Source organism: Desulfovibrio biadhensis, assembly GCF_055388615.1.
Map to the genome: position 1 here is coordinate 742408 of NZ_AP042477.1, position 16606 is coordinate 759013.

The 16606-nt window shown below is 55.8% G+C and carries 18 protein-coding genes and 1 pseudogene; all 19 read right to left on the bottom strand.

Features of this window, described 5'->3' with window-relative positions; genetic code table 11:
* Positions 1 to 97: 97 nt before the first annotated feature.
* Positions 98 to 2293, bottom strand: a complete 2196-nt coding sequence (locus tag ACZ5EH_RS03315; RefSeq protein WP_464276712.1) for a sigma 54-interacting transcriptional regulator — start codon at positions 2291 to 2293, stop codon at positions 98 to 100.
* On the bottom strand, positions 2274 to 3239 hold the full coding sequence (locus ACZ5EH_RS03320) for a substrate-binding domain-containing protein (RefSeq protein WP_464276713.1): 966 nt from the start codon (positions 3237 to 3239) through the stop codon (positions 2274 to 2276). Before ACZ5EH_RS03320 ends, ACZ5EH_RS03315 begins: the two co-directional genes overlap by 20 nt.
* A gap of 50 nt (positions 3240 to 3289) precedes the next feature.
* Positions 3290 to 3763: an arsenate reductase ArsC gene (locus ACZ5EH_RS03325; RefSeq protein ID WP_464276714.1), complete on the bottom strand. Its 474-nt coding sequence runs from the start codon at positions 3761 to 3763 to the stop codon at positions 3290 to 3292.
* Between the two features lie 33 nt (positions 3764 to 3796).
* Entirely contained in the window at positions 3797 to 5131 is a 1335-nt protein-coding gene (locus tag ACZ5EH_RS03330) for a radical SAM/SPASM family putative metalloenzyme maturase (RefSeq protein ID WP_464276715.1), read from the bottom strand.
* A pseudogene (arsB, locus tag ACZ5EH_RS03335) lies at positions 5124 to 6235 on the bottom strand (ACR3 family arsenite efflux transporter). The gene ACZ5EH_RS03330 and the pseudogene arsB overlap by 8 nt, the downstream one beginning before the upstream one ends.
* A gap of 16 nt (positions 6236 to 6251) precedes the next feature.
* Positions 6252 to 6614, bottom strand: a complete 363-nt coding sequence (locus ACZ5EH_RS03340) for an ArsR/SmtB family transcription factor (protein ID WP_464276716.1) — start codon at positions 6612 to 6614, stop codon at positions 6252 to 6254.
* The gene (arsM, locus tag ACZ5EH_RS03345; protein ID WP_464276717.1) at positions 6614 to 7420 is read right to left on the bottom strand and encodes an arsenite methyltransferase; all 807 of its coding nucleotides are present in this window, start codon (positions 7418 to 7420) and stop codon (positions 6614 to 6616) included. The genes ACZ5EH_RS03340 and arsM overlap by 1 nt, the downstream gene beginning before the upstream one ends.
* 215 nt (positions 7421 to 7635) lie before the next feature.
* A complete protein-coding gene (locus ACZ5EH_RS03350) occupies positions 7636 to 7959 on the bottom strand; it encodes a carboxymuconolactone decarboxylase family protein (RefSeq protein WP_464276718.1) in 324 nt (107 codons plus the stop codon).
* Positions 7960 to 8088: 129 nt separating this feature from the next.
* A complete protein-coding gene (locus tag ACZ5EH_RS03355; RefSeq protein WP_464276719.1) occupies positions 8089 to 8886 on the bottom strand; it encodes an alkaline phosphatase family protein in 798 nt (265 codons plus the stop codon).
* The gene (locus tag ACZ5EH_RS03360; protein WP_464276720.1) at positions 8862 to 9332 is read right to left on the bottom strand and encodes a MauE/DoxX family redox-associated membrane protein; all 471 of its coding nucleotides are present in this window, start codon (positions 9330 to 9332) and stop codon (positions 8862 to 8864) included. The genes ACZ5EH_RS03355 and ACZ5EH_RS03360 overlap by 25 nt, the downstream gene beginning before the upstream one ends.
* A 2-nt stretch (positions 9333 to 9334) precedes the next feature.
* Positions 9335 to 9814: a rhodanese-like domain-containing protein gene (locus tag ACZ5EH_RS03365; RefSeq protein WP_464276721.1), complete on the bottom strand. Its 480-nt coding sequence runs from the start codon at positions 9812 to 9814 to the stop codon at positions 9335 to 9337.
* 16 nt (positions 9815 to 9830) lie between these two features.
* Positions 9831 to 10559, bottom strand: a complete 729-nt coding sequence (locus ACZ5EH_RS03370) for a UshA-like (seleno)protein family 2 (RefSeq protein ID WP_464278257.1) — start codon at positions 10557 to 10559, stop codon at positions 9831 to 9833.
* A 162-nt stretch (positions 10560 to 10721) separates the two neighbouring features.
* Positions 10722 to 11429, bottom strand: a complete 708-nt coding sequence (locus ACZ5EH_RS03375) for a cytochrome c biogenesis CcdA family protein (RefSeq protein ID WP_464276722.1) — start codon at positions 11427 to 11429, stop codon at positions 10722 to 10724.
* Between the two features lie 2 nt (positions 11430 to 11431).
* Complete coding sequence (locus ACZ5EH_RS03380) at positions 11432 to 11755, bottom strand: thioredoxin family protein (protein ID WP_464278258.1); 324 nt, start codon at positions 11753 to 11755, stop codon at positions 11432 to 11434.
* A gap of 98 nt (positions 11756 to 11853) precedes the next feature.
* Positions 11854 to 12222, bottom strand: coding sequence for a putative zinc-binding protein (locus ACZ5EH_RS03385; protein WP_464276723.1), 369 nt, complete (start codon positions 12220 to 12222; stop codon positions 11854 to 11856).
* Positions 12223 to 12359: 137 nt separating this feature from the next.
* The gene (locus ACZ5EH_RS03390; protein WP_464276724.1) at positions 12360 to 12593 is read right to left on the bottom strand and encodes a thioredoxin family protein; all 234 of its coding nucleotides are present in this window, start codon (positions 12591 to 12593) and stop codon (positions 12360 to 12362) included.
* A 14-nt stretch (positions 12594 to 12607) separates the two neighbouring features.
* Positions 12608 to 13909 (bottom strand): permease, encoded by a 1302-nt coding sequence (locus tag ACZ5EH_RS03395; RefSeq protein WP_464276725.1) that lies wholly within the window; start codon positions 13907 to 13909, stop codon positions 12608 to 12610.
* 64 nt (positions 13910 to 13973) lie between these two features.
* The gene (locus ACZ5EH_RS03400; RefSeq protein ID WP_464276726.1) at positions 13974 to 14282 is read right to left on the bottom strand and encodes an ArsR/SmtB family transcription factor; all 309 of its coding nucleotides are present in this window, start codon (positions 14280 to 14282) and stop codon (positions 13974 to 13976) included.
* Positions 14283 to 14885: 603 nt separating this feature from the next.
* On the bottom strand, positions 14886 to 16604 hold the full coding sequence (gene traI / locus ACZ5EH_RS03405) for a TraI/MobA(P) family conjugative relaxase (protein WP_464276727.1): 1719 nt from the start codon (positions 16602 to 16604) through the stop codon (positions 14886 to 14888).
* Between the last annotated feature and the right edge of the window lie 2 nt (positions 16605 to 16606).

Genomic DNA, 16606 nt, shown 5'->3' on the forward strand with positions numbered 1-16606 from the left:
CTGAAGTGGCCATACTCGAAATAGCTATAAATTAAAACATGTTGAATGCGACCATGAACAGGACACAATCAGCTTTGTCTTCTGGACTGTGCAGGCTTCAGACACGATCATCAGGGGAGGTGATGCGAAATTTGCGCAACTTCGCGTACAATGTACTGCGGCCAATGCCGAGCCGCTCTGCTGCATGGCTTTTATTCCAATTGCATTCCTCAAGGGTTTCGAGCAGTAGATTGCGCTCATGGTCCAGGATTGTACTGTGCTTCACAGAAGCCGCTCCCTGCTGCAGCTTGGAAGGCAAGTCTTCCCGGTGGATTGTCGAGGCTCTGGCAACGATAACGCTTTGCTCCATGACGTTCTCAAGTTCCCGGACATTCCCCGGCCAGTCGTAATCCAGGAGCATGCGCATGGCTCTTGGGCCGATGCTCGTGACAAGTTTTCCTTGCTCTGCCGCAAAAGATTCCAGGAAGTGTTGCGCCAGAAGCTGAATGTCGTTGCCTCGCTCCCGCAAAGGGGGCAGTGACATTGAGACGACGTCCAGCCGGTAGTACAGGTCTTCCCTGAAAGCGCCAGTCTTGACTTCCTGCAACAGATCTTTGTTGGTGGCGGCAATGATCCGTACATTCACATGGATGGTCGTGTCGCAGCCCAGCCGCTCGAGTTGTCGTGTCTGCAGCACTCGTAACAGCTTCACTTGGGCTTGCAGGGAGATTTCCCCGATTTCGTCAAGAAAGACTGTGCCGCCGTCAGCCTGCTCAAAACGTCCGGCACGCTGCTTCAACGCTCCGGTAAAAGCACCTTTTTCATGACCGAAAAGCTCGCTCTCCAGCAGGGTTTCCGGGTATGCCGAGCAGTTTATGACCACAAAAGGTTTGTCCTTGCGGTTGCTCTTTTCGTGTATAGCCCTGGCCACAAGTTCTTTACCGGTGCCGCTTTCCCCTTGAATAAGGGCGGTTGCATCAGTTGGGGCGACGTCTTCGATCAGCTTGTAGATCACCTGCATTGACGCGTCACGCCCCACTATGCCGCAATAATCCGGCACACTTTCCAGGCGAGATGTGAGCCGTTTGATCTCCTCCTCCTGTCGCGCAGCCCTGACAATGCTGGGAGCGGTATGCGCCAAGACAAGGGCCACGAAATCCGCCTCAAGCAGTGAACAGCTGCAAGACCTGGGACAGAAAATTGCCAGGAATCCGCATAGCTGTCCTTCACAATGCAATGGGATAATACCCTGTTTCTTTTCAGCAATTTCATGGGCCGGAAGTATTTCCGGAGAGATGTCATGCTCGAAACTCAAGACAAAAGGCGGCAGTGTCCGTAAACTGCTTTGTATGTTTCTGGCGATCTCAGGACAATGTTTGCGGGAGCTTTCATTCGCTGAGATTATAAAAATGTTGCTGCAAGTGGAATCAAGAACGAAGAGGGTCATTTCAGAGCAGGTGATGCGTTCACGCACACTTTCCAGGACAAATGCGCCAATCTCGTGCAGCCCGCGAAGGGTGGAAGCCTTGTGAATGACTTCATAAGCCATAGAAAGCTGCATGTAGAGGCGTTCGAGATCCGAAGCCTGTTCTTCAATACGGGTAACGTATTTTTGCAATCTCTGGGCCATGTGATTGAATGACTGGCCCAAATTGCCAATCTCGTCGTTGCTCGTGATTTTCACTCTTTTTTCGAAGTTGCTGGCGTCCAGTTCCTTCGTGGCTTGCACAAGTTCCTGCAGGGGTGTTGTCAGACGCCTGGTAAATGCGAAGCCAGCAAAAAGGGCGACGATAAGAATGCAGCCTGCGAGAAGAGCTGTTTCGCGCCAGAGCTCACCCACATTGGCGAACAGTCTTTTTTCGGAGAATCCCATGCGAAGAATTCCGGCCTTGCCCTCGAAAATTGGCCAGGCAATGTCCAGATACTCTTCCCCTGCTTCTGACGTGATGTAGAGCATCCTGCCATGCTGCGGCGAGTCAGGGATATTGGCCTCCCCAAGAGCCACGGGCACCCCGGAATCCATGGTGCTGGCCAGGACTTCGTTGTCCTGGAGCACGAAAATATAGATAATATCCGGATGATTACGCTGCTCCTGAGCTATGAGCTTTTGCAAGGAGACGATGTCGTTGATGAGAATGAAGTCGGTTGTCTGCTGGGAGAGGCTGAGCGCCAGGTTCTCTGCTGTGGCTTGCAGTTCAGAGTGCAGGCTGAATGCATACCTGTGGGTTGCAAGGATGGTCAGAAGCGCTGAGCTTGTCAGCACAAGGCTGGCAATAAGAATGGCGATACGACTTCTAAGGCTGAGTGACGACATCGAGCGCCCCTGTTTCCTGCAATTGTTGCAGCATCTGTCGAATAGACTCATACCACCCCTCTTGTGGGACAGTGAAGCGGTCTATCTTCAATTCACTCAGGATTTTTTGTCCTTGCGCTGTAGTGTGCATCTCAAGCAATACTGTCTGCAGCTGATTCCGCAGGTCCTGAGGCAATGACGAAGCTGCGACAACAGGAGGGACGCCGAATGCCTCTGAGACCTTGATGACACGCGTCCTGGACGTTATTTCAGGATGTGTGGCTGCCATGTGCTCCCAGATCAGACTGTCAACGCTGGCGCCATCGATCAGGCCTTGAGAAACAGCGACTATGGAGTTGTCGTGGCTGTAAGTGAAAAGCGTTCTGGCAAAAAAAGACCTGGGCGTTGCATGCAACTGTTGCAGCCAATACAGCGGTACCATGTATCCTGTATTCGAGTCGGGATCGGTAAAGGCAAATGTTTTTCCGTGTAGGTCTTCGAACTCTTGGGCGTCACTGTCTGCACCAACTATAAGGTACGCGTGATAGAAGTGGCTGCCATCGATTTCTGGTGTGGCAAGGAGTTCAAATCCGTATTTTTGGCTGCCGGAGGCATATGGCCCTGTGCAGACAAAACCCAGGTCGAGTTCACCGCTGCCAAACAGGCCATTGACCTCTCTGTATGTCTTGCGTTGGACAAAAAAGAGCCTGCGATTAACCTGTTCGCTCAGATAGGCGAAAAGGTCCCTGTAAAGAAGGTAGGTCTGTTTTGGGGAAATCATTGCCCCCACAGCTGCGCGCAACACCGGCGCCTGCCCCTGCGGCGCAACTCCTACAGACTCCAATGTGGGGCCAGAGAAGTCAACCACGATACGTTGCTGCTCGTTTGAACCGGAATCGCAGGAAACAAGCACAAGAAGTGCCGTTATGATTATAAAAATGCAATAAATTAAGCGCATGGAAAGCATCTGTCCACGACTCCTGCGAAAAAGCAAACAGCTTATAGCAACTGTACTATCTATGTAAGGTCCTTGTGCCCCCAGATTTTGGAAAGGGGCTTTTTCTCGTCACTGTTAACCCAGTCCACGAATTCCCTGGCCATGCCCTTGATCTGGTCCCGGATTGCGCGCACCTGCTGCAGCTTCTCTTCATGACTTCCTTCAAGCTGCGAGGGGTCGGGGAAAGGCAGGTGCAGCCTGTGCGTCATGCCAGGAAAAATGGGGCACTTGCCGCCCTCGGACTCGTCGCAGACAGTGATCACGTAGTCGAAGATGCGCCCTTTCTTGAAAAGTTCAAACACGCTCTGCGTCTGTTTTTGTGAAAGGTCCACCCCCTCTTCGGCCATGGCCTCCACCACCAGGGGGTTGATCACGCCTGGCTCGAAACCGGCGCTCTCGACCATGAACTCGTCCCCGCCGAGTTTCTTGACATATTCTTCGGCCATCTGGCTGCGAGCGCTGTTGTGAACGCAAATGAACAGAACCTTGTGCATGACTGAAGTCTCCTTGCTTGGGTTGATGGTGTTTCAGAGCAGGCACTGTAGTCCCCCCATGCACCAGAGGCAATGGCCGCAGGGGATGGCGTGCCCGAGACAATCGCTTTCAAAAGGATAGGAACTGCCGACAATGTCGTCACAAGGCACGAACGAACAGTTGGAGCAATAGGGATATTCGTATTTGAGCACTTCACGCCTGAAATCATAATACGAATCGTTGGACCAGATGTCCTCAAGGGGTGTCTGGCCAATATTCCCAAAGTGCCACGGCTTGATACGCTTGGCCTCGCCGTCCATGTGGCAGGAGACCTCGTGCCAAAGAAACTGGCAGGGCGCCACATTGCCTTCCACGGTCACGAAAGTGGCGTCCTGCTCCACGAAATGGCAATGCCGTTCGTCGGAAGCCAGCAAAGGGGGCAGGTGCAACTCCATGCCGCCAGATTGTGCCAGGTGCCTGGCTTCCTCGAATAGTTGCTTCAAGGGCTTCTGGCTGCGTTTGTCCCAGTCAAGCAGGTGTCGCAGATGAATCCAGACGCCCCTGCGCTGGGCGTCTTCCTGCATTGCCTGGACAAGCTCCACCAGCCGCTTTTCCTGCGGGCTTTTCTTGAATTTCCAGATTACATTGTGAAAGCGGTGGAAGTCCACTCTCTCTTCCAGTGCCTTAATCTTCCACTCCTCGAATATGGCAGTGGCCTTTGGGGTGTTGGGGTTGAAAAGCGATTGCGCCGCCATGGCTGCGTCATAGGCCAGGGCGTGGGAGACGATGACGAACTGCGCACCCTGGCGGGCAGCCCAGCGCACAACCGCGGGCAGCTGCCAACAGTTGTCGGCCATGAGCACGAACTCCACGCCCAAGCGAAGTGTTTGGCCGGCATGCTTGCCGGCGTCGCGCAGCATGGCAAAGGCTTCCTCCAGCCTGGAAACGTGCTGCTGTCCGTGGAGTTCTTTGTCCGCACTGTAAGGCGCCAGGGCGTCTAAGGACAGACACACCGTGTCCACCCCCGCCTGGATAAGCTCCCTGGCCAGCCAGGGAGTCAGGAGCAGCCCGTTGCTCTGGAACCCCATCCAGGCGTCACGGGGCAGATGCTCCCGGGCGAATGCGGCCATTTCAGGCAACTGCGGATGCATCAGGGGCTCGCCGATGCCGTTGAGCACGAGCCCCTTGCAATGCGGCAGGGCGGATTCGATTCTGGTGAACAGCTCCATGGGCATGTGCATCTCAGGAATGTTGCAGCCTGAAGCGCTTTTCACACACATTGCGCAGCGCATGTTGCAGCGAGTTGTGACCTCGACCTGCAACAAGGTAGGAAACCGGCGCTGCACTGCAGGACGCAGAGCATTGCTTTGGTGCACCTGTTCAAGCATCGGATGTCTCCACCCCTGCCTTGCACGACACATGGCAGACTCCAGTGGGGGTGTTCACGATATAAGGATAATACTTGCGTTTGAAAAACAGCGCCACATTGACCAAGGCGATGAGCACGGGCACCTCCACAAGGGGGCCGATGACCGCTGCAAAGGCTTCGCCGGAATCAATGCCAAAAACGGCGATGGCCACTGCGATGGCGAGTTCGAAGTTGTTGGACGCGGCGGTGAAGCTCAAGGTGGTGGCCTGCTCATAGGTGGCATCGGCCTTGTAGGAGAGGTAAAACGAGACGAGGAACATGACCAGGAAGTAGATGGTCATGGGAATCGCGATGCGGATGACGTCCAAGGGGAGCTCGATGACCTTCTCTCCCTTGAGGGAAAACATCACAAGGATCGTGAACAGCAAAAAGACAAGCGTCAGGGGGCTGATACGGGGGATGAAGGTGTTCTCGTACCAGTCCCGGCCCTTGAGCTTCAGGCCAAAGAACCGGGTGAGCAGGCCGCCGATGAACGGAATACCCAGGTAAATGAAGACGCTTTCAGCGATCTGTCCGATGGAGATGTCCACCACGACACCCTGCAGGCCAAACCAGCCGGGCAGCACCGTGATGAACAGGTAGGCATACACTGAGAAGAAGATCACCTGAAAAATGGAGTTGAAGGCGACCAGCCCGGCGCAATATTCGGTATCCCCCTTGGCCAGGTCGTTCCAGACGATGACCATGGCGATACATCTGGCGAGCCCGATGAGGATCAGCCCCACCATGTATTCGTGGTAGCCGGAGAGAAGGTGATGGCCAGGCCGAACATGAGGATGGGGCCGATGACCCAGTTTTGTACGAGCGACAAGGAGAGTACCTTGACGTTCTTGAAAACCTGCCCGAGGTCTTCATATTTTACTTTGGCCAGGGGCGGATACATCATCAGAATGAGCCCGATGGCGATGGGGATGTTTGTCGTGCCCATCCGGAAAGAATTGATGACGTTCTTGATATCCGGATAAAGATATCCGCCGCCGACACCAACGAACATGGCCAGAAATATCCAGAGCGTCAGATAGCGGTCGAGAAAGGAAAGCTTTTTGACGACGGATTCGCTCATTGAAGACTCCCCTACGTCATATGTTGGCGCATGATGCTGTCGATTCTGTTTCAATGTGGTGTCGAAGCCGCACCGCATCCTCAAGGGCCTGGGGCATTGCATGCAGGTCGGAGTCGCAGGCTACGAGCAGGTTCTGCACGCTTGCGCAAAGCAGGCAATCGGGTTTTGCAAGCTGGTAGTACATCCACTTGCCCCCTCGACGGCCGGAGACCAGTCCAGCGTGCCTGAGCGTGGCCAGGTGTCGGGATATGGTGGACTGTGGCATGTCCAGGGCTTCCATAAGGTTGCAGACACACAACTCCCCATTTTTCAGGCAGGCAAGGATGCGCAGCCGTGTCGGGTCGCTCAGCGCTTTGAAATAGAAAGCCAGTTTTTCCATTATATGTCCAATGGCTTGCGAGCCTCGAATCTTGCGCTCCAGATTGCCCCTGCACAATCTTCCAGCTCCCGCATGAGTGCCGGGAGTGTGGAACTCCCTGCCATCATCTCCACAAGTTGCGCAGCAGTGTAGACAATGCGCTGAGTCACTGTGACATCATCCAGACCAGCTTCTTTCAGCCCCTGAATATAGTCTGATTCAGGGATGGCGCCGCCAATGCAGGCGTAATAGGCATCTGGGGTCGCTTGGACAATGGGAGGAAGTGTTTCAGCCACGATATCCGAGATGGAAATGGAGCCCCCGGGTTTAAGCACACGGGCTATTTCTCTGAATACAGCCGGCTTGTCGGGGGAGAGATTGATCACGCAGTTGGAGATGACCCAGTCCACGGAGGCGTCTTTTACAGGAAGCTCCTCAATGAACCCTTTGCGCAGCTCGATGTTGCTTTTCCCGGCTTGAACAACATTTTGGCGCGCCGCTTCGAGCATGTCGTCGGTCATGTCAATACCGATGACATGTCCGTCAGTTCCGACCTTGTCAGCCGCGATGAGCAGGTCAAACCCTGCCCCAGCACCCAAGTCGAGCACTGTTTCACCTTGTTGCACGTTTGCGAAAGCCAGGGGGTTGCCGCAACCGAAAGAGTTCTGCGCGGCTTGCTCATGGACTGCCGCCTCGTTGCCGTATCCTGCTAGCTGGCTTGCGGTGCAGCAGCTGGAAGAAGAACAGCAGCTTCCCAAGCCTTGCTGGGCTTTGCTTAGCGAGGCTGCGTAAGCCTTGGAAACATTTGTGCGAATGTCGTTCTTCATCGACAGTTCTCCAATTGTTGGTGATGGACAAAAAATTCTTATATCCTCACATGCGGATATGTCAAGATGAAGAATAGGCAACCACGGGCAAGTACACCGGCGTGTTTGAGTCTTCAATGCCAAGGCGCCATTGTTTCCGACATGAATCCAGGACCAGAAGAGGATGGCCAAGGCTGGCACCTCTGACTTGCAGGAGCCAGCCTTGGAATAGTCGTTTACTTCTGGCAGTCACACTCGATATTGCCAGCCATTATGTCCTGAATATCGCCAAGGACATCGTGTGTCCAGCAGTCGTCAGCGCCTGCAGCCTCGCGCATGACCAATGCGAGGATGTAAGCCAACTCCTTGAGACTCGCACCTGCATCCAGGGCGCCTTTGAAGTGCTTTAGCACGCAAGGCTTAGAACGTGCTTTGATGGACAGGGCGAAACAGATGAATTGGTATGTCTTTTCGTCGATGCTCCGCTTTTCCTGATAAAGAGTGTCCATCTGGTCGAGGTGTTCGGTGAATTCTGGAAAAAGTTGGGCAAGAAAGCGCATGGTATCCTCCGTTCAAAATAAAAGGTTACGTGTTTATAGATCGCCGTGCTGCAATTGTGACAATCCCAACAGTCTGACAAAATTTGGAAATTTATTTCGCTCGTGGTTGAGACATTTCCTTACCCTGCCTCAATCCATTGGACTGCATTGGGTAAGTATTTCGCTGAATAATTCCGGAAGCTGGTCAACCCGGAAATCTTGTGTCGACCCGCTTTCCACGTTGCACGTATCAGAAGCAATGATCAGTGGAATCTTGAAATCCTCAGGGTGCGAGGTTCCATGCTGCTTGTCGTGTCCGGCGTGGTCAGCGAGAACGATCAGTAGATAGCTGTCTGTTTTCCGCAGATGCGCCACAAGGGGGCGCAGGTATTCATCGATGAAGCCGAGCTCTTCCATATACTCGGGGGAGAGCCAGCCAAAGCGGGGGCCTGCCTGGTCGAGTCCACTGAGGTGCACGAAAGCAAACGCCTTTTCTGCCTGAAGGAAATTCAGGGCTTCCTGTTCAGGAAACACTGTCAACTCGGACTCGTCGACCGCCGGCGAAACCAGATGCCCCAGGCGTTCTTTGGCGTAGAAAAAGCCCGTTCTGTAACCAAGGGCTTTTGCTTTATGAAAAAGCGTCTCCCCCTGAACGCGAGACTCTCCCGGGCGCCATGAGTTGTCGGTCCTGCCACCGTCTTCCGGGGCTAGGCCGGTGATCATGGCCGTGTGGGCCACAAGTGTGCGGGGCGGGGTCACGCTGCGCGCATCGAAGTTGGCCGCTCCTTCCCGGGCGAGGGCATGCAGAAGCGGGGCGGCAGTCGGGGTCACAGCGTCGGGATGCAGCGCATCGATGGATATGACCACGATCTGTTGCGGTATCGCCCCGGCGATGGCGGCCTCAGACACGAACGCTGCGCAAATTAGCAAGAAAAGCGCGAGGCGCATGCTCTTTCTCCTTGTGTCGAAAGCTTCCGGTACACTAGGGCAGCGCCAATGCCGAGCGCCACAAAAAGCCCGTCGCGGACAACATACCAGAGCATGCTGTGCTCCTGTACCGCACTTGTGGAAAAGCAGCCGCACCCCACATCAATTCCCCTGAAGAAATTCACGAGCAAAGTGGTCCAGAAGAGCAGCAGCAGCAGGTTCGCCAGAACAAGGGCGCTTGCGCGCCAGACCCCGGCCAGCAGCAGCGCGCCAAGAACCAGCTCCAGCCAGGGCAGGACAAGGGCCGCCAAGTTACTCAGGGTGTCCGGCAGGACTTTGTAGTCGCGCACGATGCTCGCGAATGCGGCGGGGTGCAGGATTTTATCAACACTGGCAGCGATAAAGATCCCGCCCAGTGCGAGACGCAGGAGAATGTCTGCATTCTTCAGATTGAAAACACCTGCCATGGCTATTGCCCCTTTGTGGTGACAGGCAGCCCTTCCCTGTTCCAGAGGGTCCAGCCGTTGACCAGGACTCGGACGTTGTCGAACCCTGCCCCGCGAAGCGACGTGGCGAGCTCATGACTCAAGGGGCAGCGCTCCCCGTCGCAGTAGGTGATGATCGCGTCCTTGCCCTGGAGCTTCGGTTTCAGGTCGTCCAAAAGAAAGCCGAACTCCTCGGCAGGTACGGACACGGCGCCCTGGATGTGGCCATCCTCGTATTCGAAGCGCGAGCGCGCATCGAGAAACACGGCTCTGCCGGACAGGAAAAGCATGGCGGCGTCTTTGACCGAAACCGTGTCGGCCCCATTGTTCAGGTCAACGGCGCTTTCCTCGGCATGAAGCAGCGGCAGGCCGTGGGGGCGAAGTGCATTAGAGCCCAGAGCCAGAACAACGGAGACAGCTGCAATGCACAACATCTGTAGAAACACCCTTGCAAATACAAGCATTCTGCAACTCCCAGCGTCAATTGTTTTGCATAAGCTCCAGAACCTGTGTTGAACCTGGAATATCATCGTATAGAGGCTTGACATCGACTACATAGTCAGCCCCAATGGTCCAGGAGTCAGGAAAATTCGAGTCAGGCCTTCTTTCTGGGGCTCTTTTTATGTCGATTCGCGAAACCACTGCCCCTTTGTAGTATGGACGAAGCCAGAGCGTTTCTCCAGGTCTGCGTTGCAAACCGTCGTTGCTTCTGCCTGCGCCGCTTCCAAGCAGGATGTGAAACAAATCCGGGTGCGCCTTTAAAAGACGTTCCTCGTAAGGCGACCCGAGATGGCTTATGCCCACAATGACGTCAGCTGTCTTTTTGGCCTCTGCGACCTGCTCCACAACGAACTGCTGTGCGGCAGTTTCCATGTCAGGCCCATCAATGGTTGGGACAAAGACAAAAGCCAGCGTTACGCCGTCGACGTTCAACATTTCGAAATTGCGTCTGCCGCTCGCCTCTTTCCAATGCTCAGGCAGATCCACTGCCTTTTTCTGGAGCCATCGCCATTCGACTGGAGCAAGGTGGACAACGTCGTAATCCAGCACTTGATACAGTGTCTTGAATTTATCAGGAAAGTAGTCTGACGCGGGCGCTCCTTCAGGGGACAGGAATTCGAACCCCCCACATATGGCGACAACCCGATCCGAACCAACCTCCTGCCGCAGCCGCTTCATGATGGTAGCCCTCCGGGCCACTCCGCCGATTGTTCTGCTGCCTCACGTGGGGCACGGATGAAAGTAGCCAAAACCATTGGCGGTGTAGAGTATCCGCACGAGAGGATTTGTGGTTTCTGCTCTTGCAACCGTTCCGGTTGCCAACAACAAGGGGATAGCCAGAAAAAATAATATCCTATACATTGCACCGCCTTAGATCTCTTGAATAAAGGGATACGCCAGGAAATACACTCCGAGCAGTCCGATGAGTCCACCTGCGAGCTTGCGAAAAAACACACCGCCCCGCTGCCATGCGCTGTTGGCCAGAAACCGCTTGACCAGGGCCGTGGAGCTGCCGGCGACGGCAATTGGAATGCAGTGCCCTATCCCGAACAGGATGATGAAGATGACGCCGGTGACGACCTTTTCCTGCACCGTGATGATTGCCAGGATGGGGGCGATGAACCCGAAAGTGCACGATCCGGACAAAACGCCGTAGGCAAGCCCCAGGGCAAAAGCGCCCCACAAGCCTCTGAGCCTGAGGCGTCCCATGAGACCGCCGGAAAGGGAGCATGTGGGGACGCCCAGCATGTCCAGAGACAGCCAGATCAGGACCAGCCCGATAAGGATTGTCCAATAGGGGCCGACATCCCCCAGCATCCGTCCCAGCAGGGAGCAGACGATCCCGATGACGGCTATGGTGATGAACAAGCCGGTGGTGAACAGCACGGCATAGAGTGAGGCCTTGCGGCTTTCGATGTTTGCGTCCTGCCCCCCGACATAACCAACGATGAGCGGGATGGACGCCAAGTGGCAGGGGCTGAAGAGCACGCTGACAACTCCCCACAGGAAACATCCCAGGGCGCCCAGCAGCAATCCGCCGGACATCCAGGAATTGATGGCGAGAAATAGCTGCTCCATGGTCATTCAACTCCCAGCTTTTCCAGCACAGCAACAATGGACTCCTTATCCATGAAGCCGACATGGCGCATGTGCTCTCTGCCCTGGTCGTCATAGAATATCTGGGTGGGAATGGCCTTGATGCCGAATTCCTTGGCCGCATCGTTGTTTTTCCAGACATCGATGAAGAGGATTGCTGCGCGTCCTTCATATTCTTTTTTCAACTCTTCGAGGATGGGGGCCATCATCTTGCAGGGAATGCAGCTCTTGGCGCCAAGGTCCACCATGGTCACGGTGCCTGGCACAGGGATGGAGGGCGTCTGGTCAGCATGGGCGGATAAAGGCATGCCTTGTTTGTCAGAAGTGAAAAACAACGCCCCCCAGATTGTCGCGATCACCAGCAGCGCAACAAGTCCTGAAAAAGAAAAAATTCGTAGTTTCCTTGTCATGCAAGTTGCTCCATTGCTTTTTGGACCACCAGCGAGATGGTGGTTTCGCTGGGCTCTGAACGCCCCTTTTCGAATCCAATGTCGGACAGACGCAAGTGGCTGACATTGGCGAAGCCAGCCGCCTCAAGGGTCTTCTTGGCACAATCCAGGGGGCAGCCGTCGATGGCCAGAATCATCGACGAGGCTTCAGTGGTCTTCATAATCCCTGAAACTCTGCCGCCGATGCCCGCCAGACAATACATCTTGCCGCAGCCGTCGCGGGTCAGCTTCCTGGCTGCCAGGTCTGCCAGTGCGCCGACGTCGGCTCCACCGGAACATGAAAAGATCAGCTTTGGGGCTGCACTGCAGGCACATTCACAACTCATTGTGATAATCTCCGTTATGTTTGATTGTTATAAAAAACACAGATTACTGGGCAACGCACATATATCTTCCTCATCCCTGGCCCTGCAGCAACAGGGCCAGGGATGACATGGAGATTGGAAATAAACCGACCTCGAAATCAGCTGAGCATTTTTTTAAGTTCGTCAGTGGAAGGCGACTTGCCAGCCGCCTTGACCTCTCCATCCACCACAAGGGCTGGGGTGGTCATCACGCCGTACTGCATCATCTGCTGGATGTCGGTGATCTTGTCGATTTCGGCGTCGATGCCCAGCTCCGAGACAACGGTTTCGACGTCCTTTTTCAGCTTTTCGCATTTGGGACAGCCCGTTCCAAGAACAAGAATCTTTTTCATTGTCTACTCCTTTATCAGGTGACTATGGTTCCATAGATGATGCCGCTCAGCGTGGCCATGATGACCACGAGAGTGACGAAAACAAAGGTCTTCTGCGTCCCCATGACGCTGCGGATGACGAGCATGTTGGGCAGGCTCAGCGCAGGGCCGGCCAGCAGCAGCGCCAATGCCGGCCCCTGTCCCATCCCGTTGCCGATAAGCCCCTGGAGAATGGGCACTTCGGTCAGGGTGGCGAAGTACATGAACGCGCCGGCAAACGAGGCCACGAAATTGGAAAGCATGGAATTGCCCCCAACGGCCGCAGCCACCCATTCTGAAGGTATCAGCCCCTCGTTGCCGGGGCGTCCCAGCAGGGCGCCGGCAATGAGCACGCCATAAAGCAGCAGGGGCATGATCTGTTTGGCGAACCCCCAGCTCTGGCCGAACCACTCGCCAAGCTCGTCTTCCCGGGTGCTGGTGAGCACGCTCAGGCCGATGACGCCAGCGACAAAGGCGATTTGCGGCGAATCAGGGAAAAGGAGTCCGATAATGACAGCGGGCAGCGCCGCCAGGATTCCATGCAGCGCCTTGACCTTGAACCAGGCGACAAGGGTGGCTGCGAAGCCCAGCGCAAACAGGGAGGTCAGGATCCATTTGGCGCTGTATATGCCGGCCCACAACCCTGTATCCTCGGCAGGCGCCCCCCAGTTTGCGAAAACGAGCACGCCGATCATGGTGGCGAAGTACACTGCGTTCTGCCACAAGGGGCGCTCCACCTCTGGTTCCGGCATGGCAGCCATCTGCGCCGCCTTTTCACACTCCTCCTTGCGATAGATGAAGTGCATCAACAGGCCGATGATCACGCTGAAGAGTATGGCGCCGACAGCGCGGGCCAGACCAAGCTGGGGGCCGAGGATGCGCGCTGTGAGAATGATGGCCAGAATGTTGATTGCCGGCCCTGAATAGAGGAAGGCCGAAGCCGGACCAAGTCCAGCACCCATGCGATAGATGCCGGCGAACAGGGGCAGGATGGTGCAGGAGCAAACGGCCAGTATCGACCCGGAACATGAGGCGACACCGTATGCACAAACCTTGTTGGCCGTTGGCCCCAGGTACTTCATGACCGAAGCCTGACTGACAAAAACACCTATGGCTCCGGCAATGAAGAACGCCGGAACCAGACACAGAAGGACGTGCTCCTGAGCATACCACTTCGTGAGGTAGAGGGCTTCGAAAATGGAATTGGTGAATCGCTCCCAATCCAGGGGCAGATAAAAGAAGGCCAGAAAAATGCCCACCATGATGAGCAGTGGCTTCCATTCTTTTTTCCAGAGCATGGACAATGAACCTCCTGACTTTACTCAACAGTTGGCTGTTTTGCCAAGTTAATTGTAAAAAAAATCAGCATTTCCTGGCCTGAATGACAGACTCGATACAATGAAAAAAATTAAGCACACAAGGTACTTTGAGCCGGTAATAGACTTGGAGACCACGCTTGTCATCTTCCACAATGCCCGCCTTTTTGAGCAATGACAAATGCTTGGAGACCGTAGACATGTCATGGCCCACGAGTTCGGTCAACTCGCAGACACAACGCTCCCCTCTCGAAAGCTCGTCGATCATCAGAAGTCGCGAAGGATGAGCCATGGCCTTCATGACCATCGCCCGTTCGGTGAAGTCTTCAAGTCGTGATTTTGTCAGTGTTGCCATGATCTCTCCTTGGTTGATTGGCCAAGCTGTTTCTAGCTAAACCCTGGCCCGTTTCTTGTCAAGTGTCATCGATCAAGGCAAGCCGGTGATGTTCGGCCCCACTGGCAGTTGGAAAAACCACGCTTCTCAATATCATCGGTTTCATGGACAAGCCCTCGCCAGGTGAGGTTCAAGTCGCTTCCATCCGAGCAGATACAGTGGCCGAATGGTCCGTTCTGGCCCTCCCAAGTTCCTACTAACCATCATGAAGGGGTGGCACCACCCCTTCATGATGGTTAGAGGAGTCGAGTATCGGCCAAACGATTTGTGCTGCACCTTTGCGGCAGCAGACCGCAGAAACCGACTTTGTCAGGCAAGGATGGGCAAGTGGTAAGGTCGAGCAACTGGGCGTCATATCTGCTCGGAGCACCTGATCATGAGGCTGGATTTGCGTTCGTCCGGCAGGACCGCAGCGATGAAGAGGCACCGCCTTCGAAGACCAGGCAGTGGGAGGGAGTGAGGTCCGATGGTAATCCACCAGAAAAAGCACTTCTGAAAAACAGAATCTTCTCGTAAACTCAGGTGAGGAAATTTTTTCATGAAGACATCACGATATTTCGATAGTCAGATCCTGCCCATCCCTTGGTCTCTCTCGTTGTCACGAAACCGTAGACCATTTTCGTGGACTGCAAAGCCCTTTCCCCATTTCTTCTGAGCATACCTTCTGGCGATCATCTCAGCTTTCTTATTATGGGGGCTGAAGTAAACGTTCAATCCCGCGTCGACCACCCGGCCGCCATTGGCCAGGGTGAAGAGCACCGTGCCCTTGCCATCGACGTAGTAGCTGAAATCCTTGATCGGGTTATCCCTGGTAGCTGCGGCGTCCGGCGTGTTCGGGGTGCTCGAGGCGTCCTGTGAAGCCAGGGGGACCTGGAGTACGAGCTTGGCTGCTTCCGTAGCGACCAGAGCACGCATGCGGGCCACGGCCGCCAGCTCTTTGCGCTCCATGGGGTGCAGGGCCTCTGCCTTCCTGATTTCCAGCTGCCGCTCGTGCCAGGTCTGGGGGGTAAGCTGCTTCTGCGGTGCAAGGGGCAATGAGCGTGGCTTATCCGGCGTTGTCTCCTCTTTGCGTGAGCGCAGGATGGCCAGGGCAACCTCGCTCCCTTGCTCTGCCTGCATGCGCAGGAACGCGCTCCAGGAGTTGAAGGGGGTGGCGGTGTTCACTTCCTGACGCCGGGCGTCGAGCTCACGCGCCAGGGCGCGACGGGCCTGGGCCTCGTGCTGCCGGGCCAGGCCAAGCAGGTTGAAGCGGTCGCGCCTGGTCAAAGGCATGGCCTCGATTTCCTCTCGACGTTGGGCCCACTGTTGTGCCAGGGCTTCCCGCCCCTTGCGGCGGGTTGCTGCGATGCGCTCCAGGGCAGCCTTGCGACGTTCGATGCCGGCCTTGTATGCCGCGTAGAGATTGCCGCGCTCTGGATTACGATGCAGGGGGCGAGCCTGGAAGCGCTGTCTGGATTGCGTTTGCAACACAACAGACGACGGCGCCATGTAGGGGCCGAAACGCTGTTCCAGTCTCGGCTTGGACAGACTCCTATCGAGCGCGCTGGCCTTGATAGCCCGTTCGCCGTGGCGGTCCTTGCAGACCAGACCGTTGGCGCAGGGCTTGACCTCCAGGCCGAGCGGCGCCAGGGAGCGGTGCAGGTCTTCCCAGGTTTCGCACATGTCCAGCGCTTCAAGGATGGTCGCGCGATGTCCCTTGGCGTAGCCCTCGAAGGACTGTTGGCCTGTATGCGCTTCCACTGTGGCCGCAGTATCACGCAGGCGCGACTGCTCGCACGGGACTCGCTCGCGGCCGTTGTCCACGCTCAGGCCGAAGCGCTGCTCCAGCTCCCGGCAGACGCGGTCGCGGGTGTGAAAGTCGCGGAAGGGCTCGTGGCGCGTCAGGCGCTCGGGGTGGATCATGTTGTAGGCCACGTGCATGTGCAGGTTGGCCGTGTTCTTGTGCACGCCGCAGTGGCGCTGATGCTGCTCGAAACCCAGGGCCGTGGCAAAGGCCTCCTCGATGGCCTTGAACGTCTCGGGCGTGAGTTTGGCTTCATCTTCTGGGCGGAAACTGACCATGAGGTGGTAAGTCTTCTCCCTGGTCGTGCGCGTGTTCAGGGCCTGCGTGTCCGCGACTTCCTTGACTGCCAGGTCGTAGTCGTCACCGGCCCAACAGCCCGCGCACCAGGCCAGCAGGCACTTCTCGCCCCCATGCTCGCCGTGCCCGGCACCGGCGATGTATGCGGCCAGGCGGCGGTAGTTGTCGTTGGCCGGCTTTCGGGTAATGCGTCGGCTGATCATGT

What these genes read in the sequence shown, in the direction of transcription:
- ACZ5EH_RS03315 (WP_464276712.1), bottom strand. Translation starts at nt 2,293, where the DNA reads ATGTCGTCACTCAGCCTTAGAAGTCGTATCGCCATTCTTATTGCCAGC.
- ACZ5EH_RS03320 (WP_464276713.1), bottom strand. Translation starts at nt 3,239, where the DNA reads ATGCTTTCCATGCGCTTAATTTATTGCATTTTTATAATCATAACGGCA.
- ACZ5EH_RS03325 (WP_464276714.1), bottom strand. Translation starts at nt 3,763, where the DNA reads ATGCACAAGGTTCTGTTCATTTGCGTTCACAACAGCGCTCGCAGCCAG.
- ACZ5EH_RS03330 (WP_464276715.1), bottom strand. Translation starts at nt 5,131, where the DNA reads ATGCTTGAACAGGTGCACCAAAGCAATGCTCTGCGTCCTGCAGTGCAG.
- ACZ5EH_RS03340 (WP_464276716.1), bottom strand. Translation starts at nt 6,614, where the DNA reads ATGGAAAAACTGGCTTTCTATTTCAAAGCGCTGAGCGACCCGACACGG.
- arsM (WP_464276717.1), bottom strand. Translation starts at nt 7,420, where the DNA reads ATGAAGAACGACATTCGCACAAATGTTTCCAAGGCTTACGCAGCCTCG.
- ACZ5EH_RS03350 (WP_464276718.1), bottom strand. Translation starts at nt 7,959, where the DNA reads ATGCGCTTTCTTGCCCAACTTTTTCCAGAATTCACCGAACACCTCGAC.
- ACZ5EH_RS03355 (WP_464276719.1), bottom strand. Translation starts at nt 8,886, where the DNA reads ATGCGCCTCGCGCTTTTCTTGCTAATTTGCGCAGCGTTCGTGTCTGAG.
- ACZ5EH_RS03360 (WP_464276720.1), bottom strand. Translation starts at nt 9,332, where the DNA reads ATGGCAGGTGTTTTCAATCTGAAGAATGCAGACATTCTCCTGCGTCTC.
- ACZ5EH_RS03365 (WP_464276721.1), bottom strand. Translation starts at nt 9,814, where the DNA reads ATGCTTGTATTTGCAAGGGTGTTTCTACAGATGTTGTGCATTGCAGCT.
- ACZ5EH_RS03375 (WP_464276722.1), bottom strand. Translation starts at nt 11,429, where the DNA reads ATGGAGCAGCTATTTCTCGCCATCAATTCCTGGATGTCCGGCGGATTG.
- ACZ5EH_RS03380 (WP_464278258.1), bottom strand. Translation starts at nt 11,755, where the DNA reads ATGCCTTTATCCGCCCATGCTGACCAGACGCCCTCCATCCCTGTGCCA.
- ACZ5EH_RS03385 (WP_464276723.1), bottom strand. Translation starts at nt 12,222, where the DNA reads ATGAGTTGTGAATGTGCCTGCAGTGCAGCCCCAAAGCTGATCTTTTCA.
- ACZ5EH_RS03390 (WP_464276724.1), bottom strand. Translation starts at nt 12,593, where the DNA reads ATGAAAAAGATTCTTGTTCTTGGAACGGGCTGTCCCAAATGCGAAAAG.
- ACZ5EH_RS03395 (WP_464276725.1), bottom strand. Translation starts at nt 13,909, where the DNA reads ATGCTCTGGAAAAAAGAATGGAAGCCACTGCTCATCATGGTGGGCATT.
- ACZ5EH_RS03400 (WP_464276726.1), bottom strand. Translation starts at nt 14,282, where the DNA reads ATGGCAACACTGACAAAATCACGACTTGAAGACTTCACCGAACGGGCG.
- traI (WP_464276727.1), bottom strand. Translation starts at nt 16,604, where the DNA reads ATGATCAGCCGACGCATTACCCGAAAGCCGGCCAACGACAACTACCGC.